Source organism: Pseudomonas sp. B22129, assembly GCF_044218875.1.
GTDB lineage: Bacteria > Pseudomonadota > Gammaproteobacteria > Pseudomonadales > Pseudomonadaceae > Aquipseudomonas.
On sequence record NZ_CP162592.1, the window covers coordinates 1,389,954 to 1,413,966 of the forward strand.

Genomic DNA, 24,013 nt, shown 5'->3' on the forward strand with positions numbered 1-24,013 from the left:
CGGCGCCTGTGGGCGCGGAACTTGAAATCAGCCCAGGGCTTTCCAGGCGGCGACATACGCCTGGGCCCGGCTCGCCACTTGGTCCACGGTCATGCCCGGCTTGAACAACCCGGAACCCAGCCCGAACCCTTTGGCGCCGGCGTCGATAAACACCTGCATGTTGTCCGGGGTGATGCCGCCCACCGGCAACAGCAACGTCCCGGTGGGCAATACTGCGAGCCACGCCTTGATCACCGCCGGGCCCATCTGCTCGGCCGGGAACAGCTTCAACACGTCAGCGCCTTCGGCCAGGGCGGCGAAGGCTTCGGTCGGCGTAGCGACCCCCGGCGACAGGAACAAACCCGCCGCTTTGGCCGCGCGCAACACCTTGGGATCGCTGTGGGGCATGACGATCACTTGGCCACCCGCCGCTTTCACCTGCTCGACCTGCTCCGGCGTCAGCACCGTGCCCGCGCCGATCAGGCAATCGGCGGGCAGGCTGTCGCGCAGGGTGCGGATGCTGGCGTACGGGTCAGGCGAATTCAGCGGCACTTCGATGACGCGAAAACCGGCCTCATACAGCACTTGGCCGACGGCCTGGGCTTCGTCCGGTCGCACGCCGCGCAGGATCGCGATCAAACCGTTTTGCGAGAGTGCTTCTTTAAGCATGTCTGGCCTCCGTTGCAGGTTGGGTAAGCCCGGCCGCCACGGCCAATTGCCACAGGCCGCGCTCGGTGGCTTCCTGCGCCAGGCTGACGTGAGCAAAACCGCAGAGGGCGAGGGCGCGTTGATAGCGGGCGCAGAGGGCGGGCGCGCCGACCAGGATGATCGGTGTGTGTTTGGCGCTGCCCGGCAGGCCCGTGAGTTCATGGCCGATCAACAGGCCGGACAGGTAATCAGGTTGCTGGTCAGGGGCGAGATCGCCGGTCAACCCGAGGGTCCGGGCGCTGAACAACGTGGACAGCACGCCGCGCTCGCCGTCTGTTGAAAGCGCCACTCGCACGCCACGGTCAAAGGCTTCGCCCTGGAAGTGCTCGCAAGACTGTTGGGTACGACCGAGGATGCTGTGCTTGCTCAGCACCGCGAACACTTCCCCGGTCATGAAGGTGTCGAAGTGGGTGATGCAGCCATCGACCATTTCGACCCATTTGGAATGACTGCCGGGCAGGCCGATCAGCACGTCGGGCCCCCTGTTTTGCAGCACGCCCAGCACCTGGGTTTCTTCGCCGCGCATCACATTGGGCAAACCGGCCCTCTCCATCACGCCAGGCACGATATGCACCTCCACGCCGCTCAGGCTGCGCACGCGGTGCAATGCCTGGCCCAGGCTGGCGACGTCCACGGGGGTATTGCGATACGCCGCCTCACTCCAGCCCTGAGCGCTGCCGACCATGCCGCAGGCAATCACCGGCAGGCCGGGTTGCGCGTCGAGCCAGTCGCCGCAGGCGGCGTCGAAGGCCAACTCGAAACCATCGCTGCACAGCACGCCGCCGATGTTCCGGGGCTCGCTGGGCAGGTGCATGATCCCGAACGCCAGCGCGCGCTGTTCGAGCACCACGCCCGCCGGGCCGAGTTTGTAAGCACGAAGGGAGCTGGTCCCCCAGTCGAGCGCGATCAATTGCGCCTGCATCGCTTCACCTGAAATGAGTGGGTGCTGAAAAAAGCAGATGGGCGAATATAAACCTATGGCCGGCGATATCTCAATATATAAATAACAGTCCCATATATTGGGCCAATCCATAAAAAATCCCGTCACCCGGTTGAAGGGTGACGGGATTGGAATCAGCGCCGGTTAAAAAATAGACAGGTCCAACTCACGCATGGCGCCCATCCAGATCGCGTAGTCGGTGTGGTCTTTCAAATCATTGCCGGTATCGGGGTGCAGGAACACCACCAGCCCCTCGCGATGCAACGCCAGCCACGGCAACACAACGCCGATGTATTCGGGCTCAAACGCCAATTGACAGCTCCAGTCCGGGTGCGGGCCCACTGGGCGTTCGTGTACACGGCCCATGCGCAGGGGAAACAGTTGCGCAGCGTCTTCACACAACTTGCGCGCTTGGCCAATGGTGCTGGCGTCGAAATAGATGTGGGCGTGATAGCCCTTGATACGTTGCATGGCAAAATCCGAATCCGATATACGCCAAATCCTAGACCGCAATGGACGGCAGGGCCAGCCCGGTCAGCGACTGCGCGCTGCTGGCTTGCTCGGCCACCAGCCAGTCGACAAAGCGCTCGACCAGCTGCCCGCGGCGTTTGCGCTGGGGTTGCACCACGTAATAACCGAAACGCGAAATCACCGTATCGCTGACCGGGCGGCACAGCCAGTTCTGCTCCAGCAGGTTATCCACCAGGTGGCGCCAGCCGATGGCCACGCCCTGGCCGGCAATCGCCGCTTGAATCAGCAAGGTGTAGTTGTCGAAACGCAGTTGGCCGGGGGTGGGCGCGGCGCTGATCCCCAGTTCGCGAAACACACCGCTCCAGTCGAACCACTGGCTGTTGTTTTCCTGCCGCAAATGCAACAAGGGAAAATCGTGCAAATTTTGCACAGTCAGCGGCGTGGCTTGTTCCTTGAGCCATTGCGGGCTGCACACCGGGAACACTTCCTCGTTGAACAGCCAGAGGCTGTCGCCCTGTTTGAAACGGCCGTCGCCAAACAACACTGCCACGTCGATATCGCTGCGCAAGGTGGCGTGGTTGCGTTCGCTGGTCACCAGGCTGACGTCGACCTGCGGGTTGGCCGCGTGGAAGCGGTGCAGGCGCGGCATCAGCCAGTAGGCGGCGAAGGCAAAGTCGGTGGCCACTTGCAGCACTTCGTGCTGGTCTTGTTGAGTAATGGCGCTGAGGCCGTGGTTGATCGTCTGCAAGCCGGCTTGCACGTGCTCGAACAGCAAGGCGCCGGCGTCGGTCAGCTCAATGCCCCGGTAGATGCGGTCAAACAGCCTGATCGCGAGTTGTTCTTCCAGGCGCTTGATCTGCTGGCTGATGGCCGGCTGTGTGGTGCCAAGCTCCATGGCGGCGGCGGTAAAGCTGCGGTGGCGCGCCGCCGCTTCAAAGGCGCGCAGCAAATCGAGGGAGACGTCACCGAGGGCTTCATACATAAGCTGTGCTTATCCTAGACATTGCTTTTCATGGGCTTTACCCCATTTTCCATGGGCTGCATGCTCATTCGCATAAACACCGCCTATGGAATGCCGAGAACCCATGAAGCGCAAGAACATTCTTTTCATCATGGCCGATCAAATGGCCGCCCCGTTGCTTCCGTTCTACGGTTCTTCGCCGATCAAGCTGCCTAATCTGAGCCGTTTAGCGGAGCAGGGCGTGGTGTTCGATGCCGCCTATTGCAACAGCCCGCTGTGCGCGCCATCGCGTTTTACCCTGGTCAGCGGCCAGTTGCCGAGCAAGATCGGCGCCTACGACAACGCCGCCGATTTCCCCGCCGACGTACCGACTTATGCTCACTACCTGCGTCGCCTCGGCTACCGCACCGCGCTGTCCGGCAAGATGCACTTCTGCGGCCCCGACCAGTTGCATGGTTATGAAGAACGCCTGACCAGCGACATCTACCCCGCCGACTACGGTTGGGCGGTGAACTGGGACGAGCCGGACGTGCGACCCACCTGGTACCACAACATGTCCTCGGTGCTGCAAGCCGGGCCCTGCGTGCGCACCAACCAGCTGGATTTCGATGAAGAAGTGGTGTTCAAGGCGCAGCAATACCTGTTCGACCACATCCGCGAAGACGGCGACCAGCCGTTCTGCCTGACCGTGTCGATGACGCACCCCCACGACCCGTACACCATTCCCAAGCCGTTCTGGGACCTGTACGACGATGGCGATATCCCTTTGCCCACAACGCCTGCGCAAGCTGATCTCGACCCGCACTCCCAGCGCCTGCTCAAAGTCTACGACCTGTGGGGCAAGCCGTTGCCAGTAAACAAGATCCGTGATGCACGGCGTGCCTATTTTGGCGCGTGCAGCTACATCGACAGCAATGTCGGCAAACTGCTGCAAACCCTGGAAGACACAGGCCTGGCTGACGATACGATCATCATCTTCTCCGGCGACCACGGCGACATGCTGGGCGAGCGCGGCCTCTGGTACAAAATGCACTGGTTTGAAATGGCGGCACGTGTGCCGCTGCTGGTGAGTGCGCCGGGGCAATTTGCGGCGGGCCGGGTGAGTAAAGCCGTGTCCACCGCCGATTTGTTGCCGACCCTGGTAGAACTGGCCGGCGGCGAGCTGGACCCGCGCCTGCCACTGGACGGCCGCTCGCTGCTCCCGCACTTGCGGGGGCAGGGCGGGCACGACGAAGTGTTTGGCGAATACATGGCCGAAGGCACCATCAGCCCGCTGATGATGATTCGCCGTGGCGCCTACAAATTCATCTACAGCGAAGACGACCCTTGTCTACTGTTCGATGTGCACAACGACCCGCACGAGCGGGAAGACCTCAGCCAGTCACCGGAACACCGGCCACTGTTCGAGGCGTTTTTGAGTGAGGCGCGGGCCAAATGGGACATCCCGGCGATCCACCAGCAGGTGCTCGCCAGCCAACGCCGCCGCCGTCTGGTGTTTGACGCACTGACCGAAGGCAAGCTGAAGAGCTGGGATCACCAGCCCCTGGTGGACGCCAGTCAGCAATACATGCGCAACCATATCGACCTCGACGACCTGGAGCGCAAGGCACGTTATCCACAACCCTGCCAAAACCAATAAATAGACAGAGGGAAGGCCATGCGAAAGTTGACTGTAGTGTTGGGCATGCTGGCGTTGAGCAGCGCCAATGTGTACGCGGACGCCAGTTGTGACACGGTGAAGATGGCTGATCCGGGCTGGAGCGATATCGCCGCCACCAATGCCATCACCGGTTTTCTGTTGAACGGCATGGGCTACAAGGCCAAGGTCGATACCCTCGCGGTGCCGATTACATTTGGCGGGCTCAAGGACGGCCAGGTGGATGTGTTCCTGGGCAACTGGATGCCGGCGCAGCAGGGCTTCTACGACAAGTTCGTGGCCAATGGCGATGTGGTGCAACTGGCGAAAAACCTCGACGGCACCGAGTTCACCCTCGCTGTGCCCGACTATGTGTGGGACGCCGGTGTGCATGACTTTGCCGACTTGAACAAATTTGCCGACAAGTTCGACAAGAAGATCTACGGCATCGGCTCCGGCGCGCCGGCGAATATCTCGTTGCAGGAAATCATCAAGAAGAACGACTTCGAGCTCGGCCAGTGGAAACTGGTGGAATCCAGCGAACAGGCGATGCTTGCCGAAGTGTCGCGGGCGGTGAAGAAGCAGAAATTCGTCACCTTCCTCGGCTGGACGCCACACCCGATGAACGTGCAGCTGAAAATGCACTACCTCAAAGGTGGCGAGAAATATTTTGGTGACACAGGAAGTGTGTATACCTTGACCCGCAAGGGCTACGCACAGTCCTGCCCGAACGTAGGAAAACTGCTGACCAACCTGAGTTTTACCCAGGAGATGGAGAACAGCATCATGGCCGAAGTGGCCAACAACAAGGTCAGCAATGCCGACGCGGCAAAGGCGTGGATCAAGGCTAATCCGGCGGTGCTGGATAAATGGCTCGATGGCGTGAAGACCGTGGATGGCAAGGATGCGTTGGCGGCTGTAAAAGCCAAGCTCTAAACCTCCGCCAAACCCTGTGGAAAGCGGCTACTGTGCAAACTGGTTTGTGTGGGAGCTGGCTTGCCTGCGATAGGATCACCTCGGTTTTACTGACAGACCGCGTCGTCTGCATCGAAGGCAAGCCAGCTCCCACACAAGCCTGCTTCCACAGGGGCCGGTGTGTGCTGATACCCTGATGCAAACCTTTCAACCCGAGCCTTTCATGCCCCGGCCCAACCGCCACACCCTTTTCCCTTTCCTCGCCTGGCTCCCGCGCCAAACCCGCGCCAACGTCGGCCGGGACGCGATTGTCGGCCTCAGTGGGGCCGTGCTCGCCCTTCCACAATCAATTGCCTACGCGCTGATCGCTGGCCTCCCACCCGAGTACGGTCTATACGCGGCCATCATCCCGGTGTTGATCGCGTGCCTGTGGGGCTCGTCATGGCACCTGATTTGCGGCCCGACAGCGGCCATTTCCATCGTGCTCTACGCCAGTGTCAGCCCGCTTGCCGTGCCGGGGTCACAGGACTACATCACGCTGATCCTGTTGCTGACATTCCTCGCCGGGGTTTTCCAGTGGTTGCTCGGCATGCTGCGCTTTGGCGCGCTGGTGAATTTCGTCTCTCATTCGGTGGTGCTGGGTTTCACGTTGGGTGCGGCCGTGGTGATTGCCTTGGGGCAACTGCCCAACCTGCTGGGGCTGGATCTGCCCAGCCAGGCCACGGCGATCAAAAGTTTGCTGGCACTTGTGGACCACGGCGGGGAGTGGGATCACGCCTCCCTCGCGCTCGGGGCAGGCACCTTGCTGGCAGGCGCACTGCTCAAGTGTTGGGTACCGCGCTGGCCGACGCTGCTGATCGCCCTGGCCCTGGGCAGCCTGGTCGCGTGGCTGTGGCCGGCCATGTTCGGGCATGTGGCGCTGGTGAGTTCGTTTGTGGGCAAGCTGCCGCCCTTCAGCCCGTTGCCGATGGACCTGGACATGATTCTGCGCCTGCTGCCCAGCGCCGTGGCCGTGGGCATGCTGGGGCTGGTGACCAGCCTGTCGATTGCCCGCTCACTGTCGGCCCGGTCGCAGCAATTGCTCGATGCCAATCAAGAAGTCCGCGCGCAGGGGTTATCCAATATCGTTGGCGGTTTTTTCTCCGGGTACCTGTCAGCCGGCTCCTTTACACGCTCAGGGCTCAGCTATGAGGCCGGCGCGTGTTCGCCGCTGGCGGGGGTGTTTTCAGCCCTGTGGGTGGCGCTGTTTGCGCTGTTTGGCGCGGCGTTGATCGCCCACATTCCGATCCCGAGCATGGCCGCGAGCATCCTGCTGATTTGCTGGGGGTTGGTGGACCACAAAGGCATTCGCGCCTTGTTTCGCGTGAGCCGTGCCGAGTTTGTGGTAATGGGCCTGACCTGCGTTGCAACCTTGTTGCTGGAGCTGCAAACCGCGATTTACGCGGGCGTGTTGGCCTCGCTGTTTTTCTACTTGAAACGCACCTCGCAGCCCCGCGTTCAGCAATGGCGCGACGGGGATGAGGATGTGCTGCGAGTGGGCGGTTCGATCTTTTTCGGCGCCAGCCATTACCTGCAAGTGCGCCTGCAAAGCTTGCAGGGCGAGCGGGTGGTGATCGAGGCGCAGCAGATCAACTTTATCGACTATTCGGGGGTGGAGATGCTGCACCAGGAGGCGCGCAGGTTGCGCGGTTTGGGGCGTAGTCTGACGTTGCGCCGGGCGCGGCCGCAGGTGGTGGAAGAACTGAAAAAGCTCGAGGGTGCCGACAACTGCCCCCTCCATTTCGAAGACTGAACGGAATCAAAAATGTGGGAGCTGGCTTGCCTGCGGTAGCGGTGGGTCAGCCAACAAACCTGTCTCTGACAGACCGCTATCGCAGGCAAGCCAGCTCCCACATTGACTGTGCCCACTTTGGATTGGGGCTAGGCCAACTGCCGGCGCAGTTCAGCCAACACCGGCGCCGACGCCGGGCGCACTCCACGCCACAGGAAGAACGCTTCCGCCGCCTGCTCAACCAGCATGCCGAGGCCGTCCATCGCCACTGCGGCGCCTTGCTCAGAAGCCCAGCGGCAAAATGCTGTCGGCTCCTTGGCATACATCATGTCGTAGCAAAACGTCTTGCCCGGTTCGATCAAGCTTCCGGCAATCGGCGGTACATCGCCTGACAGGCTGGCGGACGTGGCGTTGATAATCAGGTCCACCGGCTCACGCAACCAGTCGAAACCGCTGGCAGACACGGGGCCCAAATCATCAAACAGCTCGGCAAGCCGTTCGGCCTTTTCCACGGTGCGGTTGGCGATAATCAGCGAGGCGGGCTTTTGCGCCAGCAAAGGCTCCAAAGCCCCACGCACCGCGCCGCCAGCGCCCAGCAGCAGAATGCGTTTACCTTGCAGGCTCAACCCGGCGTTGACCGTCAGATCACGCACCAGGCCCGCGCCGTCGGTGTTGTCGCCGAGCAGGCTGCCATCGGCCAGTTTGCTCAGTGTGTTCACCGCACCCGCGCGCTCGGCGCGTTGGGTGAGGGAGCTTGCCAACCGATAGGCCTCTTCCTTGAACGGCACGGTGACGTTGGCGCCACGGCCTTGCTGAAAGAACTCACGGGCACAACCGGTGAAATCCTCCAATGGCGCGAGCAAAGTGCTGTAGTCCAACTGCTCACCGGTCTGCTCAGCAAACATGCGATGAATCAGCGGCGATTTGCTGTGGCCGATGGGGTTGCCGAACACGACATAACGGTCCATTACACCACCGCCTTTGGCGCGGCCACGCCCAGCCAGTCACGGTCTTGCAGGAAGTAGTCAGTGAGGCGTGCTTCTTCGCTGCCGGCCTCGGCTTTCCAGTCATAGCTCCAGCGCACTTGGGGCGGCAGCGACATGAGGATGGACTCGGTACGCCCGCCCGACTGCAGGCCAAACAAGGTGCCGCGGTCGTAAACCAGGTTGAATTCAACGTAGCGCCCGCGACGGAATTCCTGGAACTGGCGCTGTTGCTCGGTGTAAGCCATGGCCTTGCGGCGCTGCACGATCGGCAGGTAGGCGTCGATGTACGCATCGCCAATGGCGCGGATGAAGGCGAAGCAGGTGTCGAAATCCCACTCGTTCAAATCATCGAAGAACAAACCGCCGATACCGCGCGGTTCATTGCGGTGCTTGATGTGGAAATAGGTGTCGCACCAGGCCTTGTAGCGTGAATACACGTCCGGGCCAAAGGGCGCGCAGGCCTGCTCGGCCACACGGTGCCAGTGGATGCAGTCGTCTTCGTTGCCGTAGTAGGGCGTGAGATCGAAGCCACCGCCGAACCACCACACCGGCTCTTCGCCTTCTTTTTCGGCGATGAAAAAACGCACATTGGCGTGGGACGTTGGTACATGCGGGTTATGCGGGTGGATCACCAGCGACACGCCGAGCGCTTCGAAGCCGCGGCCAGCCAATTCCGGGCGGTGCGCGCTGGCGGAGGGTGGGAGACCGCTGCCAAACACGTGGGAAAAGTTGACGCCGCCTTTTTCGATCACCGAACCGTTTTCGATCACACGGGTGCGACCGCCGCCGCCGGCAGGCCGGGTCCAAGCGTCTTCGATAAAGCGAGTGTCCGTCTCGAAGGTTTCCAGGGCGCTGCAAATGCGGTCTTGCAGGTCGAGCAGGTAGGCCTTTACAGCCTCGGTGCGGGTAGTCATGGCATCACCTTGAATCGGGCAAAGCTACGCGAGGCCATTGGGCGTCGGCGGCAAATGGGCGCACAGGATACCACTGCACCCCCTGCCGCCGCAGTTGACGAAGATCAAGCTTAGGAGTCCGATAGGGGGCTACGCGATTCGACCTCAGGAGAAGTGCAGATGGCCAAACGTATCCAGTTCAGTGCCCATGGCGGCCCCGAAGTACTTGAGTATGTGGACTACACGCCAGCGGAGCCTGGCCCACAGCAGGTTCGCGTGCGCAACGAGGCCATTGGCCTGAACTTCATCGACACCTATTTTCGCAGCGGCCTGTATGCGCCGCCGTCCTTGCCATCGGGGTTGGGCGCCGAAGGTGCCGGGGTGGTCGACGCCGTGGGCAGCGAAGTCACCCAATTCAAAGTCGGCGACCGCGTTGCCTATGGCAGCGGCCCGCTCGGTGCCTACAGCGAGCTGCATGTGCTGCCCGCCGCCAACCTGGTGCACCTGCCAGAGGGCATCAGCTTCGAACAAGCCGCCGGCGCCATGCTGAAAGGTCTGACTGTGCAGTACCTGCTGCGCCAAACCTATGAATTGAAAGGCGGCGAAACCATTCTGTTCCACGCAGCCGCCGGTGGCGTGGGTTCCCTGGCCTGCCAGTGGGCCAAGGCGTTGGGCGTCAAGCTGATCGGCACTGTCAGCTCGCCGGAAAAGGCCGCGCTGGCCAAATCCCTCGGTGCGTGGGAAACCATCGACTACAGCAAGGAAAACGTCGCACAGCGCGTGCTGGAGTTGACTGACGGCAAGAAAGTCCCGGTGGTGTACGACGGCGTCGGCAAAGATACTTGGCTGACTTCGCTCGATAGCGTGGCACCGCGTGGACTGGTGGTCAGTTTTGGTAACGCGTCGGGCGCCGTGGATGGGGTGAACCTGGGGATTTTGGCAGCTAAAGGCTCGCTGTACGTCACCCGGCCAACACTGGCGACCTACGCCAACAACCCGGAAAACCTGCAGGCGATGGCCGACGATCTGTTCTCGATGATCAAGAGCGGCAAGGTGCGCATTGATATCAACCAGCGGTACTCGCTGGCTGAGGCGGCGAAGGCGCAGACGGAGTTGTCGGGGCGGCGTACGACGGGGTCGACCATTCTGTTGCCGTAAGGCAATGGATTTTCAGGGTCAGTGATGGCCTCTTCGCGGGCAAGCCCGCTCCCACAGTTGGAATGCGTTTCCCTGTAGGAGCGGGCTTGCCCGCGATGGCCGCACCTCGGTCTCAGGAAGGCCGCACCACCTCACCCGTGGCCAAATCACGAATCAGGCTCGGGTTCTTGCGCCCACCCAAAGCACCGCCCAACACCAGGTCAACCTGGCCTCGGAAATACTGCTCCACTCGAATCCGTGTACGCGCTGAAGGGCGCCCCTGTGGGTTCGCCGACGTTGAAATCAACGGCCCAACCAGCGAACACAAATCCCGCACCAGCGGGTGATCGCTGACCCGCAAGGCCACCGTATCGTGCACACCCGTCACCCATTCCGGCAGCAAGTCCTGATGGGGCACCAACCAAGTGTTCGGCCCCGGCCAGGTGCTGGCCATGCGTTCAATCCAGGTGTCCGGGAAGTCTTCGAACAGGAAGTCGAACTGGCGGATATTGTCCGCCACCAGAATCAGGCCCTTATCCACCGAGCGATTCTTGATTGCCAGCAGCCGGTCCACCGCCTCTTCATTCCACGGGTCGCAGCCCAGGCCCCAGACCGCCTCGGTCGGATAGGCAATCACCGCGCCTGCGCGAATTTCTCGTGCGGCTTCCAGCACACGCCACCTGTTGACCATTGCTTGTTCTCCGGACTAAAGCTCTACGCAGTTTACCGATCTTCTTTACAAAACCTAATTACAAAACCTGGCTGCGCGCATGCCAGCGCCCGCTTTCACAGACCACCAAGCCTTCAAGTTCCAGCTCAGTCAGGGTTGCCAGTACCTGGGACAGAGCCCGCCCGCTGGCAATGGCCAACGCTTCACTGGTATGGGGCGCCGCGTGCAGCAAGGTTACCAGCGGATGGGTCACCGGCAGCGGCACCGGGCACGACAGCGCCTGCCAGCCGCGCAACCCTTCCAGGATATGGTCGATGGTTTCCACCAGCATCGCACCGTCGCGGATCAACTGGTGACAACCCTTGGCGCCGGGGTGATGAATGGAGCCCGGAATCGCGTACACCTCACGACCTTGTTCAGCCGCCAGCCGCGCGGTGATCAGTGAGCCGCTGGCCACGCCGGCCTCCACCACCAGCACACCCAGGGACAGGCCGCTGATGATTCGATTGCGTCGAGGAAAGTTGGCGGGCTGGGGCGCCGTGTCCAGCGGGTACTCGGAAACCACGGCACTGCCTCTGGCAATCATCGCGGCGGCGAGCTTTCGATGGCGCTGTGGATAAAAATTTTCCAGCCCGGTGCCGAGCACGCCGATTGTATGCCCACCCACATCCAATGCCGCCTGATGCGCAGCGCCGTCGATGCCCAGTGCAAGCCCGCTGGTGATAACAAAACCAGCGCTCGCCAGGCTGCGGGAAAAGGCAGCCGCGGTGTCCATGCCGGGGCGGGAAGCGCGGCGGCTGCCGACCATCGCCAACTGTGGTTTTTCCAGAATAGTGGGGTCGCCAGCAACGAATAATAACGGCGGCGCATCCTCTATCTGCGCAAGCAATGCCGGGTAGTCGGGGCTGTCCCACATCAGCAAATGCTGGGCCGGACGCTCCAGCCATGCCAATGCCTCGCTGGCACCATCACGAATTTGCGGGCTGCGCCGGGCCTCGGCACTGACAGCGGGCAACCCTAGGGAACGCCAGGCACTGGCGGGTGCACTGATGGCCTTTGACGCGCTACCGAACGCTTCGATCAATGTGTGAAACCGCTTCGGACCCAGTTCCGGAAGCCTGTGCAAGCGTAGTCGAGCTTCCAGTTCTGACGGGGAAATTTCACTGCAGTTTGTCGGATACATCTGATCGTCCTTGACCGGAACAAGCTGTGGATAACTCTGTTGGTAACTTATTTAGCAGGCTACTTATTGCGTTTGACGGACAGTCTTGAATCGGTCTTTCACCGCCAGGGCACGCGAGGCGCTGAGCACCAGCCCGTAACTGAGCTTTTCATAGGTCCGAAACACCAGCAGGGTGCCGGCGCGTTCGTCGGGGAGTTGGGTTTGAGCATGGGTAAAAGGGTCGCGCACGGTGACGCCGGTTTTGATGACGCTCAGCAATTGGCCTTCAACCAGGCCATCGCGGCGGCCTTTGTTCAGGGTCACGGCGTCCAGCACACCGATGTGGGCAACGCCTCTGGGGATGTCGATGATGTGCCCTTCGACAAGAGGCCCAGGCGCCGACCTCGCAAGGCTGGAAAGCTGGATAGGCTGTTCGGCACGCAATAAGCGGTCACCGGGGCGCACCTCTTGGGTGATTCGCTGCACCGCCAGGGTGGTGAGGTCACCCGCGGTGACAAAGCGCGCCGTGCCGATATCATCGGCGTTGATACCCAGCAGCTCCCGGGTTTGCGGGTCGGTGTAGGCCTTGCCGCGCCGGAATATCCCATAAACAGGCTGAGCCGGGTCCAGGTTGCCCCGGGCATGTACCCGATCCCCCTCAGCGCCCAGCACGCGCCCCGAACCGGCCGAAACAATGTAAGGCGCGCGGTCCAGTTCCTGCGGACTATCCAGAATGCGGTTATGCAGTAGAAAGCGCTGGATGGCCTGCTGTGTCGGTTGATCCAGACGCTGCGCGGGCTGTGGCAGCAGGGCCATGGCAGACGGGCCCCACAGCAGCAAGACGAGTAGCGATTTCCTCATGGGGTGAATCTCCTTTATTATGTGCGTTCGCGTGAAATGCCAGAGCCTTCGCGGCCTTTGGACGTTTCACACCGGTCGTGTGGGTCCATCCCAACGCCGATTTGCCTCTACCTCACATGTGCAGCAATTACGCTTATGGCTATTTTGAACATCCTCGAATTTCCCGACTCGCGCCTGCGCACGATCGCCAAACCGGTGGCCGTAGTGGACGACAAGGTTCGTCAGTTGGTCGATGACATGTTTGAAACAATGTATGAAGCGCCGGGCATTGGCCTCGCCGCCACTCAGGTCAACGTGCATCAGCGCGTCGTGGTCATGGACCTGTCGGAAGATCGCAGCGAGCCCCGGGTGTTTATCAACCCCGAGTTCGAACCGCTGACCGAAGAGATGGGTGAATACCAGGAAGGCTGCCTGTCGGTGCCGGAGTTCTACGAGAACGTCGAACGCCCGCTGCGCGTGAAGATCAAGGCCCTGGACCGTGATGGCAAACCCTACGAGCTGATCGCCGACGGCCTGCTGGCCGTGTGCATCCAGCACGAGTGCGACCACCTTAACGGCAAGCTGTTTGTTGATTACCTGTCCACGCTTAAACGCGACCGGATCAAGAAGAAGCTGGAAAAAAAGCATCGCCAGCAAGCTTGATGCCCTTCTTCCAAAGGCTTGCTACGGCAAGCCTTTTTCTTTTGTGACTGTTTTTAACCGAGACCTCCCATGACCGAGCCACTGCGCATTGTTTTTGCCGGCACTCCTGAATTTGCCGCCGAACATCTGAAGGCCTTGCTTGCCAGCCCTTATGACATCGTCGCGGTGTACACGCAGCCGGATCGCCCGGCCGGTCGCGGGCAAAAACTGATGCCGAGCCCGGTCAAGCAGCTGGCGCTGGAGCACAACATTCCTGTGGTGCAACCGCCGACCCTGCGCAATGCCGAGGCTCAGGCTGAACTGGCTGCACTGAAACCCGACCTGCTGGTGGTAGTGGCTTACGGCTTGATCCTGCCTCAAGCCGTGCTGGATATCCCGCGCCTGGGTTGCATCAACAGCCACGCCTCGCTGCTGCCACGCTGGCGCGGTGCGGCGCCGATCCAACGCGCCGTGGAAGCGGGCGACAACGCAAGCGGTGTAACGGTGATGCGCATGGAAGCGGGTTTGGATACCGGCCCGATGCTGCTCAAAGTCACTACGCCGATCACGGTCGAAGACACCGGCGGCAGCCTGCATGATCGCCTTGCCGAGCTGGGCCCGCCCGCCGTGATCCAGGCCATCGCCGGCTTGGCTGCAGGCACACTGCAAGGCGAGGTGCAGGACGACAGCCTGGCCACCTACGCCCACAAACTGAACAAAGACGAAGCGCGCATCGACTGGAGCCGCCCGGCGGTAGAGCTGGAGCGTCTGGTACGCGCCTTCAACCCGTGGCCGATCTGCCACAGCACCCTCAACGGCGAAGCGTTGAAAGTATTGGCCGCCACATTGGCCGACGGCAAAGGCGCCCCCGGTGAAATCATCGGCGCCAGCAAGGACGGCCTGCTGGTCGCGTGCGGTGAACAAGCGCTGTGCCTGACCCGTCTGCAATTGCCCGGTGGCAAGGCGCTTAATTTCAGCGATTTGTTCAACAGCCGTCGTGAGAAATTTGCCTTGGGCACGGTTCTCGGGGCGGTTGCTCAATGAACCCGCGTCTGGCCGCCGCCAAGGCTCTCGCCGCCGTACTCAACGGCAAGGCGTCGCTGAACAGTTCACTGCCCACGCAGTTGGACAAGGTTGAAGACCGCGACCGAGGTTTCACCCAGGACCTGGCATTCGGCACCGCGCGCTGGCAGCCACGTTTGTCGGCACTCGCGGCCAAGCTGCTGCAAAAGCCGTTCAAGGCAGCGGACGCCGATGTTGAGGCGCTGATGCTGGTCGGCCTCTATCAGTTGCTCTACACCCGTGTGCCCGCCCACGCCGCCATCGGTGAGACGGTCGGTTGCGCCGACAAGCTGAAAAAGCCTTGGGCCAAAGCCCTGCTCAACGCCGTGCTGCGCCGCGCCCAACGTGAGAGCGAAGCGCTGCTGGCCGAGCTGGAGCACGATCCGGTGGTGCGCACCGCTCACCCGCGCTGGCTGCAGAAATCCCTCAAGGCCTTCTGGCCTGAACAATGGGAAGCCATTTGCGCCGCCAACAATGCGCACCCGCCGATGATCCTGCGGGTCAACCGCCGCCATCACAGCCGTGACGCCTACCTGCAATTGCTCACCGATGCCGGTATCAATGCAACGCCGTGCGTGTACAGCGTCGACGGCATCGTGCTCGAAGCCGCCAGCGATGTGCGCAGCCTGCCGGGCTTTGCCGAAGGCTGGATCAGCGTGCAGGACGAAGCAGCGCAACTGGCCGCCGACCTGCTCGACCTGGCGCCCGGCCAACGCGTGCTCGACGCCTGCTGCGCACCCGGCGGCAAGACGTGTCACATCCTTGAAGTGGAAAAAGACCTGGCCGGTGTCGTCGCGGTTGACCTGGAAGCCAAGCGCCTGGTGCGCGTGCGCGAGAACCTCGCGCGCTTGGGCCTGAGCGCCGACTTGATTGCCGCCGATGGCCGCGATACCGCCACTTGGTGGGACGGCAAACCGTTCCAGCGCATTCTGCTCGACGCGCCGTGTTCCGCCACCGGTGTGATCCGCCGCCACCCGGATATCAAGCTGACCCGCCAACCGGACGACATCGCCGCCCTCGCCGTGCTGCAAGGCGAGCTGCTCGACGCCCTGTGGCCGACCCTGGAAGTCGGCGGCATTCTGCTCTACGCCACCTGCTCCACGCTGCCGACCGAGAACACCGAAGTGATCGCAGCCTTCCTGGCCCGCACCAGTGGTGCGCGGGAGCTGGACCTCGCTACAGCGGCCGGCATCAAGCAGCCCCACGGTCGCCAATTACTTGCACAGGAAGGCGGCCATGATGGCTTCTACTACGCCAAACTGATCAAGATCGCCGCCGCGCGCGGCTGAACGGTTTTAAGGGAGTGACCGGATGAAAATCATCATCCTTGGGGCAGGGCAGGTCGGCGGCACGCTGGCCGAACATTTGGCCAGCGAAGCCAATGACATCACGGTGGTCGACACCGACAGCGAGCGCCTGCGCAACCTCGGCGACCGCCTGGATATCCGCACCGTACACGGTCGCGCGTCGTTCCCGACGGTGCTGCGCCAGGCCGGTGCCGACGATGCCGACATGCTCGTAGCGGTGACGAACAGCGACGAGACCAATATGGTGGCCTGCCAGGTCGCCCATACCCTGTTCCACACCCCGACCAAAATCGCCCGGGTCCGTGAGGCGGCGTACCTGACCCGTGCAGGGCTTTTCGACAACGACGCGATTCCCGTCGACGTGTTGATCAGCCCGGAGCAAGTGGTCACTCACTACATCAAGCGCCTGATCGAAATTCCCGGCGCCTTGCAGGTCATCGACTTTGCCGAAGGCAAGGCGCAACTGGTGGCCGTGAAGGCTTACTACGGCGGGCCGTTGGTGGGCCAGCAACTGCGTCAGCTGCGCGAACACATGCCGAATGTGGAAACCCGCGTGGCCGCGATTTTCCGTCGCGACCGGCCGATCCTGCCGCAGGGCGACACGGTGATCGAGGCCGATGACGAGGTATTTTTCATCGCCGCCAAAGCGAATATTCGCGCAGTGATGAGCGAAATGCGCCGGCTCGACGAGACCTATAAACGGATCGTTATCGCGGGCGGTGGGCAAATCGGCGAGCGTTTGGCCGAGGCCATCGAGAGCCGCTACCAGGTGAAGATCATCGAGATGAACCCGGCACGTTGCCGGCATTTGTCCGACACCCTGGACAGCACCGTCGTACTCCAGGGCAGTGCCTCGGACCGCGACCTGCTGCTGGAAGAAAACATCGCCGATGCGGATATCTTCCTGGCCCTGACCAATGATGACGAAGCCAATATCATGTCCTCGTTGCTGGCCAAACGGCTGGGGGCGAAGAAGGTGATGACCATCATCAACAACCCGGCCTATGTGGACCTGATCCAGGGCGGCGACATAGACATCGCCATCAGCCCGCAACTGGCCACCATCGGCACTTTGCTCGCCCACGTGCGCCGTGGCGATATCGTGAGTGTGCACTCCCTGCGCCGGGGTGCGGCAGAAGCCATCGAGGCGATTGCGCACGGTGATTCCAAGTCGAGCAAGGTGATCGGCAAGGCCATCCGCGATATCGGTTTGCCGCCGGGCACCACCATTGGCGCCATCATTCGTGATGAAGAAGTGATCATTGCCCACGACGATACGATGATCGCCACCGGTGACCATGTGATCCTGTTTCTGGTGGATAAAAAACATATCCGCGATGTGGAGAAGTTGTTCCACGTGGGGCTGAGCTTCTTTTAATTCCATTGTGGCGAGGGAGCTTGCTCCCGCTGGACCGGGCTGGCGCACCAGTGCGAAGCGCTCGCAAAATCTTTGGGACTGCTGCGCAGTCCAGCGGGAGCAAGCTCCCTCGCCACAACAGCCTTCTTTCACTCAAGGAGCCAATAAATGCTCGAATCCCTGGAAAAAATGCTCGCCAAGGGTGTGGATAATTCACTGCTGCGCTTTGGCTTGGGCAAGGGTTATCTGGACTTGAAGGAGAATGCCAAGGCGGCGGAGCATTTGCACAAATGCGTGGAGTTTGATCCGAAATATTCAGCCGCGTGGAAGTTGTTGGGCAAGGCTCAGCAAGCGCTGGGTGACAGCGCCGCCGCACGGCAGGCGTGGGAAAAGGGGATTGCAGCGGCCCAGGCCCATGGCGACAAACAGGCCGAAAAAGAAATGACGGTATTCCTGAAAAAACTCGACCGCCAGGCCTGAGGTGGTCCCCTGTGGGAGCTGGCTTGCCTGCGATGCAGGCAACTCGGTGTTTCAGTTACACCGAGGCGATGCCATCGCAGGCAAGCCAGCTCCCACCTATGACCTCCATCGGTCTGGAGGTCAGCGGTGAATCAATACCACCGCTCTTCACCCGGCGGGCGTTTCTTGAAGCGTTTCATGCTCCACATGTACTGGCTCGGGTAGGCGCCGACATAACGCTCCACCACCTTGCTCATTGCCGCGCAGGACGTGGCAGTGTCGGTGCTGTACATGTCTTGCGGCGCAGCTTCCAGAATCACTTTGTAACCCGAACCGTCCGGCAGCCGCAGCGCGTGCAGGAACACGCCAACCGCCTTGTGGCCCGCGAGCATGTTCGGCACGAATTTGCTGGTCAGCGCCTGGGTGGCGAAGAACGGCACAAAAATTCCCGCCGATTCCGCCGGCTCAGGATCAGCCGGGATGCCCACCTGGCCACCTTTGCGCACTTCCTTGATCACGCTGAGAATGCCTTCCTTGGTCGACGCCGCCACGCGATTGCCCAATTGCACGCGCTGTTTTTGCAGCAGCTCGTCCACCGCCTTGAGCTTGGGCGGGCGGTAGAAAATGATCGGTTTGCATTGGTTGCAATAGAAGTGATTGAGCACTTCCCAGTTGCCCAGGTGGCTGGTGATGCCGACCACGCCTTTGCCCGAGGCCAGGGCTTCGTGCAGCACTTCCAGGCCTTCGACTTCGCGTACCAGATCGATGGAGCGCTGGGCCGGCCAGATCCAGGCACAGGCGCTTTCGGTCAGGGACTTGCCGATGTCCATCAGGCTCTGGCCGACGAGGCGCTCGCGGGCAGCCGGGTCCATGTCCGGAAAACACTTGGACAGGTTGATCCGCACCGTGTCGCGGGAGCGGTTGGGGGTTTTCCACATGATCCAGCCAATTGCCGTGCCCACGGCCTGAACGGCGCGCCAGGGCAACAGGGCAAATAACCGAAGAGCGCCTACCAGCAAGGCGCCTTTAAACTTTTCCACAGGTCACTCCTGATCGTGTGTGGTGCGCAAAGCCGGCATTCTAACCGGCGTTGGCCAGGTCCGCGTAACGGTCGCAATCTTGAGTGTGGTCCATGACCATGCCCGAGGCCTGCATGAACGCGTAGCAAATGGTCGGGCCGACGAAGGTGAAACCGGCCTTTTTCAGCGCTTTGCTCATGGCTTCGGCTTCGGCGGTGATTGCCGGGACTTCGCTGCGATCCTTGAAGTGATTGACCTTGGGCTTGCCGCCGACGAACGACCAAAGCAACCCCACCGGATCTTCCAGCGCCAGCCAGGCCGCAGCATTGCGGCGGGTGGCGTTGAGTTTGAGGCGATTGCGCACGATGCCCGGGTCGAGCATCAACGCTTCGATTTCGTCATCGGTGAGCCGTGCCAGGCGCTGCGCATCAAACCCGAACAGGACCTTTCGATAATGCTCGCGTTTGCGTAAAACAGTGATCCAGGACAGGCCCGCCTGGAACCCTTCGAGCAAAAGCAACTCGAACAGTCCCTGCGCATCGCGCAGCGGCGTTCCCCACTCCTGATCGTGATAAGCCATGTACAGCGGATCTTCAGAACACCAAAAGCAGCGTGGCATAAGGCTCCAGGGAGTGGTGGCGGGGCCGAATCGGGTATACTCCCGCTCTTTAAATCGCAGCCCAAGTAACAGGTGAATTTCGTGAGCCAGCCTACGCCAGCCGTGCGTACCTTCCAAGACTTGATCCTCGCCCTCCAGCAATACTGGGCCGAGCAAGGTTGTGTGGTACTTCAGCCCTACGATATGGAAGTAGGCGCCGGCACTTTCCACACCGCAACATTCCTGCGGGCCATCGGCCCGGAAACCTGGAACGCCGCTTATGTGCAGCCCAGTCGTCGCCCGACTGACGGCCGCTACGGCGAAAACCCGAACCGTCTGCAGCATTACTACCAGTTCCAGGTGGTGTTGAAGCCGAACCCGGACAACTTCCAGGAGCTGTACCTGGGCTCGCTCAAGCATGTCGGCCTGGACCCATTGGTGCACGACATCCGCTTCGTCGAAGACAACTGGGAATCTCCAACCTTGGGCGCCTGGGGCCTGGGCTGGGAAGTCTGGCTCAACGGCATGGAAGTGACGCAGTTCACTTACTTCCAGCAAGCGGGCGGCATCGAATGCTACCCGGTGACCGGCGAAATCACTTACGGCCTTGAGCGCTTGGCCATGTACCTGCAAGGCGTGGACTCGGTCTACGACCTGGTGTGGGCTGACGGCCCGTTCGGCAAAGTGACCTACGGCGACGTGTTCCACCAGAACGAAGTGGAGCAGTCCACCTACAACTTCGAACACGCCAACGTCGACAAGCTGTTCGAACTGTTCGACTTCTATGAAAGCGAAGCCAAGCGCCTGATCGAACTCGACCAGCCGCTGCCGTTGCCAAGCTATGAAATGGTGTTGAAGGCCTCCCACACCTTCAACCTGCTGGATGCCCGCCGTGCCATCTCGGTCACTGCGCGCCAGCAATACATCCTGCGTGTGCGCACCCTGGCGCGTTCCGTCGCCCAAGCCTACCTGCTGGCGCGCGCCAAGCTGGGCTTCCCGATGGCAACCCCGGATCTGCGTGATGAAGTACTGGCCAAGCTGGAGGCTGCACAATGAGTGCTCAAGATTTCCTGGTTGAACTGGGCACCGAAGAGCTGCCACCCAAGGCACTGAACACCCTGGCCGACGCATTCCTGGCCGGTATCGAAAAAGGCCTGCAAAGCGCCGGCCTGAAATTCGCCGCGAAAAAAGTCTACGCCGCGCCACGCCGCCTGGCCGTGTTGCTGACCGCGCTGGAAACCCAGCAGCCGGACCGCAGCATCAACCTCGACGGCCCGCCACGCCAGGCCGCGTTTGACGCCGAAGGCAACCCGACTCAAGCGGCCCTGGGCTTCGCCAAGAAGTGCGGCGTTGAACTGAGCGAGATTGACCAGAGCGGCCCGAAACTGCGGTTCAGCCAGGTCATCACCGGCAAGCCGACCGCGAGCCTGCTGCCGACCATCGTCGAAGACTCCCTGAACGACCTGCCGATCCCCAAGCGCATGCGCTGGGGTGCACGCAAGGAAGAATTCGTTCGCCCAACCCAATGGCTGGTGATGCTGCTCGGTGACCAGGTCATCGATTGCACCATCCTCGCTCAAAAGGCCGGCCGTGATTCCCGTGGTCACCGCTTCCACCATCCTGAGGCTGTACGCATCACCTCGCCGGCCAACTACGCCGCCGACCTGCGTGCTGCCTACGTGCTGGCCGATGCCAACGAGCGGCGCGAGCTGATCAGCAAGCGCACCGAAGAACTGGCCCGCCTGCAGGAAGGCACTGCCATCGTGCCGCCGAGCCTGCTCGACGAAGTGACCGCGCTGGTTGAATGGCCGGTGCCGCTGGTGTGCTCGTTCGAAGAACGTTTCCTCGACGTGCCGCAAGAAGCGCTGATCACCACCATGCAGGACAACCAGAAGTATTTCTGCCTGCTGGACGTGGACGGCAAGTTGCTGCCGCGCTTCATCACGGTGGCCAACATCGAGAGCAAGGACCCGCAGCAGATCATCGCCGGTAACGAGAAAGTCGTTCGCCCGCGCCTGACCGACGCCGAGTTCTTCTTCAAGCAAGACAAGAAGCAGAAGCTGGAAGACTTCAACCTGCGCCTGCAGAACGTGGTGTTCCAGGAAAAGCTCGGCAGCGTCTACGACAAGGCCGTGCGGGTTTCCAAGCTGGCGGCCTACATTGCGCCACGCATTGGCGGTGACGCGGCGTGGGCTGCGCGTGCGGGCCTGCTCTCCAAGTGTGACCTGGCCACTGAAATGGTCGGCGAGTTCCCGGAGATGCAAGGCGTTGCCGGCTACTACTACGCCCTCAACGACGGCGAGCCGGACGATGTGGCCCTGGCCCTGAACGAGCAGTACATGCCGCGCGGTGCCGGTGCTGAGCTGCCGACCACCCTCACCGGTGCGGCCGTGGCGATCGCTGACAAGCTGGACACCCTTGTGGGTATCTTCGGTATCGGCATGTTGCCAACCGGCAGTAAAGACCCGTATGCCCTGCGCCGTGCGGCCTTGGGTGTGCTGCGTATCCTGATCGACAAGAAGCTCGACCTCGACCTGACCCAAGCCGTGGTGTTCGCGGTCGGCCAGTTCGGCGGCAAGGTCAAGCAAGCCGGCCTGGCCGAGCAAGTGCTGGAGTTCGTGTTCGACCGCCTGCGTGCGCGTTATGAAGACGAGGGCGTGGACGTGGCCACCTACCTGTCGGTACGTGCCCTGCAACCGGGTTCGGCACTGGATTTTGACCAGCGCGTACAAGCCGTTCAGGCCTTCCGCAAACTGCCGGAAGCCGATGCCCTGGCCGCCGTGAACAAGCGTGTGTCGAACCTGCTGAGCAAGGCCGACAACCTCGGCAATGCCGAAGTCGACCCTGGCCTGTTTGCCGATGCCAAGGAGTTCTCGCTGAACTCGGCCATCGCCAAGGCAGAAAACGCCGTGAAGCCGTTGATTGCCGAACGCAACTACGCCGAAGCGTTGGCGCGCCTGGCCAGCTTGCGTGAGCCGGTGGATGCGTTCTTCGAAGCGGTGATGATCAATGCCGAAGATGCTGGCGTGCGGAAAAACCGCTACGCCATGCTGGCGCGTCTGCGCGGCCTGTTCATCAATATCGCTGACATTTCCGTACTGGGCTGATCATGTTGAAACTGCTGATTCTCGATCGGGACGGAGTGATCAATTACGACTCCGACGCTTACATCAAGTCGGTGGCGGAATGGATTCCACTGCCCGGGTCGATCGAGGCCATCGCGCAGTTGAGCAAAGCCGGCTGGACAGTGGCCATCGCCACTAACCAGTCCGGCATCGCCCGCGGTTATTACGATATTGCCACGTTGGACGCCATGCACGCGCGCTTGCGCACGTTAGTGGCCGAGCAGGGCGGCGAGGTGGGGCTGGTGGTGTACTGCCCCCACGGGCCGGATGAGGGCTGCGATTGCCGCAAACCCAAGCCTGGCATGTTGAAAACCATTGCAGAACATTACAAGGTGCCCCTGGCTGGGCTATGGTTCGTCGGGGACAGCCTCGGTGACCTGGAGGCGGCCAAAGCCGTCGACTCTCAGCCCGTTTTGGTGAAAACCGGGAAAGGCGAAAAGACCCAGGCGAAAAACCTGCCGGTAGGCACTTTGATTTTTGACGATCTGGCGGCGGTTGCCGCAGAACTTATTAACAACTAGCCACCCTCGGCTTCCTGAACAAGGATTGCTCGGGAGTGCGCTTTTAGCAGGCGGGCCGTGCCCCGCAACGGTAAATGCTGCCATGTCGATCTTGCAGGCCATCAGAACCTTTTTCTTTTACCTGCTGCTGGGCACCAGTTCGTTTCTCTGGTGCACCCTGAGCTTTTTTATTGCGCCTTTCCTGCCCTTCAAGGCGCGCTATCGCTTTATCAACGTCTATTGGTGCCGCTGCGCGTTGTGGCTGACCAAGGTATTCCTTGGCATCCGCTTCGAGGTCAAAGGTGCTGAAAACGTCCCGGACCAGCCTTGCGTGATTCTGTCGAACCACCAGAGCACCTGGGAGACGTTCTTCCTCTCGGCCTATTTCTCGCCCCTGAGCCAAGTGCTCAAGCGTGAGTTGCTGTACGTGCCGTTCTTCGGCTGGGCCATGGCGATGTTGCGCCCGATCGCAATTGACCGTGACAACCCCAAGGCCGCCCTCAAGCACGTTGCCAAGAAGGGCGACGAGCTACTCAAGGACGGTGTTTGGGTGCTGATCTTTCCGGAAGGTACTCGCGTGCCCTACGGCACGGTAGGCAAGTTCTCACGGGGCGGCACCGCACTGGCGGTCAACGCCAACCTGCCAGTGCTGCCGATTGCTCATAACGCCGGGAAGTTCTGGCCGAAGACCGGTTGGGCCAAACGTGAAGGCACCATCACCGTGGTGATTGGCGAGCCGATGTACGCCGAAGGCGAAGGGCCACGTGCCATCGCGGCCTTGAATGACCGCGCTGCAGCATGGAACGAAGCTCAGCAACGCGCCATGGGTTCACTGCCGCCAGAGCCCGTTGTGGTCGATACACCGGCGATCTGAG

General features: G+C 61.5%; 24 protein-coding genes. 13 read left to right on the plus strand and 11 right to left on the minus strand.

Annotated elements, in window-relative coordinates; all coding sequences use genetic code 11:
• Positions 1-27 precede the first annotated feature (27 nt).
• From AB4P94_RS06285 to AB4P94_RS06300, 4 genes are all read right to left on the minus strand, one after another.
• Entirely contained in the window at positions 28-648 is a 621-nt protein-coding gene (locus AB4P94_RS06285) for a 2-dehydro-3-deoxy-6-phosphogalactonate aldolase (RefSeq protein WP_395609856.1), read from the minus strand.
• Positions 641-1,609, minus strand: coding sequence for a 2-dehydro-3-deoxygalactonokinase (locus AB4P94_RS06290; RefSeq protein ID WP_395609857.1), 969 nt, complete (start codon positions 1,607-1,609; stop codon positions 641-643). The genes AB4P94_RS06285 and AB4P94_RS06290 overlap by 8 nt, the downstream gene beginning before the upstream one ends.
• Positions 1,610-1,771: 162 nt before the next feature.
• Entirely contained in the window at positions 1,772-2,098 is a 327-nt protein-coding gene (locus AB4P94_RS06295) for a DOPA 4,5-dioxygenase family protein (protein WP_395609858.1), read from the minus strand.
• 31 nt (positions 2,099-2,129) lie between these two features.
• Positions 2,130-3,080 (minus strand): choline sulfate utilization transcriptional regulator, encoded by a 951-nt coding sequence (locus AB4P94_RS06300; protein ID WP_395609859.1) that lies wholly within the window; start codon positions 3,078-3,080, stop codon positions 2,130-2,132.
• 103 nt (positions 3,081-3,183) lie between these two features.
• On the opposite strand from AB4P94_RS06300, the gene betC reads away from it, so the two are divergent.
• The 3 genes from betC to AB4P94_RS06315 all read left to right on the plus strand — a co-directional run bounded on the left by betC (position 3,184) and on the right by AB4P94_RS06315 (position 7,402).
• Positions 3,184-4,698 (plus strand): choline-sulfatase, encoded by a 1,515-nt coding sequence (betC, locus tag AB4P94_RS06305; RefSeq protein WP_395609860.1) that lies wholly within the window; start codon positions 3,184-3,186, stop codon positions 4,696-4,698.
• Positions 4,699-4,716: 18 nt separating this feature from the next.
• Positions 4,717-5,631 (plus strand): choline ABC transporter substrate-binding protein, encoded by a 915-nt coding sequence (gene choX / locus AB4P94_RS06310; protein ID WP_395609861.1) that lies wholly within the window; start codon positions 4,717-4,719, stop codon positions 5,629-5,631.
• 202 nt (positions 5,632-5,833) lie between these two features.
• Complete coding sequence (locus AB4P94_RS06315; protein ID WP_395609862.1) at positions 5,834-7,402, plus strand: SulP family inorganic anion transporter; 1,569 nt, start codon at positions 5,834-5,836, stop codon at positions 7,400-7,402.
• A 128-nt stretch (positions 7,403-7,530) separates the two neighbouring features.
• Here the strand turns inward: AB4P94_RS06315 and aroE are convergent, their stop codons facing one another.
• Both aroE and hemF read right to left on the minus strand, forming a co-directional pair.
• Positions 7,531-8,349, minus strand: a complete 819-nt coding sequence (gene aroE, locus AB4P94_RS06320) for a shikimate dehydrogenase (RefSeq protein WP_395609863.1) — start codon at positions 8,347-8,349, stop codon at positions 7,531-7,533.
• The gene (gene hemF, locus AB4P94_RS06325; protein ID WP_395609864.1) at positions 8,349-9,281 is read right to left on the minus strand and encodes an oxygen-dependent coproporphyrinogen oxidase; all 933 of its coding nucleotides are present in this window, start codon (positions 9,279-9,281) and stop codon (positions 8,349-8,351) included. Before hemF ends, aroE begins: the two co-directional genes overlap by 1 nt.
• A 159-nt stretch (positions 9,282-9,440) precedes the next feature.
• On the opposite strand from hemF, the gene AB4P94_RS06330 reads away from it, so the two are divergent.
• Positions 9,441-10,418 carry a quinone oxidoreductase family protein gene (locus AB4P94_RS06330; protein WP_395609865.1) on the plus strand — a complete coding sequence of 326 codons (978 nt, stop codon included), beginning with the start codon at positions 9,441-9,443 and terminating at the stop codon, positions 10,416-10,418.
• 112 nt (positions 10,419-10,530) lie between these two features.
• Here the strand turns inward: AB4P94_RS06330 and AB4P94_RS06335 are convergent, their stop codons facing one another.
• The 3 genes from AB4P94_RS06335 to AB4P94_RS06345 form a co-directional block, all read right to left on the minus strand.
• The gene (locus AB4P94_RS06335) at positions 10,531-11,088 is read right to left on the minus strand and encodes an L-threonylcarbamoyladenylate synthase (RefSeq protein ID WP_016970665.1); all 558 of its coding nucleotides are present in this window, start codon (positions 11,086-11,088) and stop codon (positions 10,531-10,533) included.
• A gap of 58 nt (positions 11,089-11,146) precedes the next feature.
• Positions 11,147-12,250: a DNA-processing protein DprA gene (gene dprA, locus AB4P94_RS06340; protein ID WP_395609866.1), complete on the minus strand. Its 1,104-nt coding sequence runs from the start codon at positions 12,248-12,250 to the stop codon at positions 11,147-11,149.
• Positions 12,251-12,313: 63 nt separating this feature from the next.
• Positions 12,314-13,090, minus strand: a complete 777-nt coding sequence (locus tag AB4P94_RS06345) for a peptidoglycan-binding protein (protein WP_395609867.1) — start codon at positions 13,088-13,090, stop codon at positions 12,314-12,316.
• Positions 13,091-13,225: 135 nt separating this feature from the next.
• Between AB4P94_RS06345 and def the strand changes: the two genes are divergently transcribed.
• The 5 genes from def to AB4P94_RS06370 all read left to right on the plus strand — a co-directional run bounded on the left by def (position 13,226) and on the right by AB4P94_RS06370 (position 17,917).
• A complete protein-coding gene (def, locus tag AB4P94_RS06350) occupies positions 13,226-13,732 on the plus strand; it encodes a peptide deformylase (RefSeq protein WP_016970668.1) in 507 nt (168 codons plus the stop codon).
• Positions 13,733-13,801: 69 nt separating this feature from the next.
• Positions 13,802-14,755 (plus strand): methionyl-tRNA formyltransferase, encoded by a 954-nt coding sequence (gene fmt / locus AB4P94_RS06355; protein WP_395609868.1) that lies wholly within the window; start codon positions 13,802-13,804, stop codon positions 14,753-14,755.
• Entirely contained in the window at positions 14,752-16,062 is a 1,311-nt protein-coding gene (gene rsmB / locus AB4P94_RS06360) for a 16S rRNA (cytosine(967)-C(5))-methyltransferase RsmB (RefSeq protein WP_395609869.1), read from the plus strand. The genes fmt and rsmB overlap by 4 nt, the downstream gene beginning before the upstream one ends.
• Positions 16,063-16,084: 22 nt before the next feature.
• Positions 16,085-17,458, plus strand: a complete 1,374-nt coding sequence (gene trkA / locus AB4P94_RS06365; protein ID WP_395609870.1) for a Trk system potassium transporter TrkA — start codon at positions 16,085-16,087, stop codon at positions 17,456-17,458.
• A 147-nt stretch (positions 17,459-17,605) separates the two neighbouring features.
• Complete coding sequence (locus tag AB4P94_RS06370; RefSeq protein WP_395609871.1) at positions 17,606-17,917, plus strand: hypothetical protein; 312 nt, start codon at positions 17,606-17,608, stop codon at positions 17,915-17,917.
• Between the two features lie 131 nt (positions 17,918-18,048).
• Here the strand turns inward: AB4P94_RS06370 and AB4P94_RS06375 are convergent, their stop codons facing one another.
• Positions 18,049-18,936 carry a lysophospholipid acyltransferase gene (locus tag AB4P94_RS06375; protein ID WP_395609872.1) on the minus strand — a complete coding sequence of 296 codons (888 nt, stop codon included), beginning with the start codon at positions 18,934-18,936 and terminating at the stop codon, positions 18,049-18,051.
• A 40-nt stretch (positions 18,937-18,976) separates the two neighbouring features.
• Positions 18,977-19,534, minus strand: a complete 558-nt coding sequence (locus tag AB4P94_RS06380; RefSeq protein ID WP_395609873.1) for a DNA-3-methyladenine glycosylase I — start codon at positions 19,532-19,534, stop codon at positions 18,977-18,979.
• A gap of 81 nt (positions 19,535-19,615) precedes the next feature.
• Between AB4P94_RS06380 and glyQ the strand changes: the two genes are divergently transcribed.
• The 4 genes from glyQ (at position 19,616) to AB4P94_RS06400 (ending at position 24,012) form a co-directional block, all read left to right on the plus strand.
• Positions 19,616-20,569: a glycine--tRNA ligase subunit alpha gene (gene glyQ / locus AB4P94_RS06385; protein WP_003187265.1), complete on the plus strand. Its 954-nt coding sequence runs from the start codon at positions 19,616-19,618 to the stop codon at positions 20,567-20,569.
• The gene (gene glyS / locus AB4P94_RS06390; RefSeq protein WP_395609874.1) at positions 20,566-22,620 is read left to right on the plus strand and encodes a glycine--tRNA ligase subunit beta; all 2,055 of its coding nucleotides are present in this window, start codon (positions 20,566-20,568) and stop codon (positions 22,618-22,620) included. The genes glyQ and glyS overlap by 4 nt, the downstream gene beginning before the upstream one ends.
• Positions 22,620-23,159, plus strand: coding sequence for a D-glycero-beta-D-manno-heptose 1,7-bisphosphate 7-phosphatase (gene gmhB, locus AB4P94_RS06395; protein ID WP_174245652.1), 540 nt, complete (start codon positions 22,620-22,622; stop codon positions 23,157-23,159). Before glyS ends, gmhB begins: the two co-directional genes overlap by 1 nt.
• A gap of 82 nt (positions 23,160-23,241) precedes the next feature.
• Entirely contained in the window at positions 23,242-24,012 is a 771-nt protein-coding gene (locus AB4P94_RS06400) for a lysophospholipid acyltransferase family protein (protein WP_395609875.1), read from the plus strand.
• Position 24,013 lies beyond the last annotated feature (1 nt).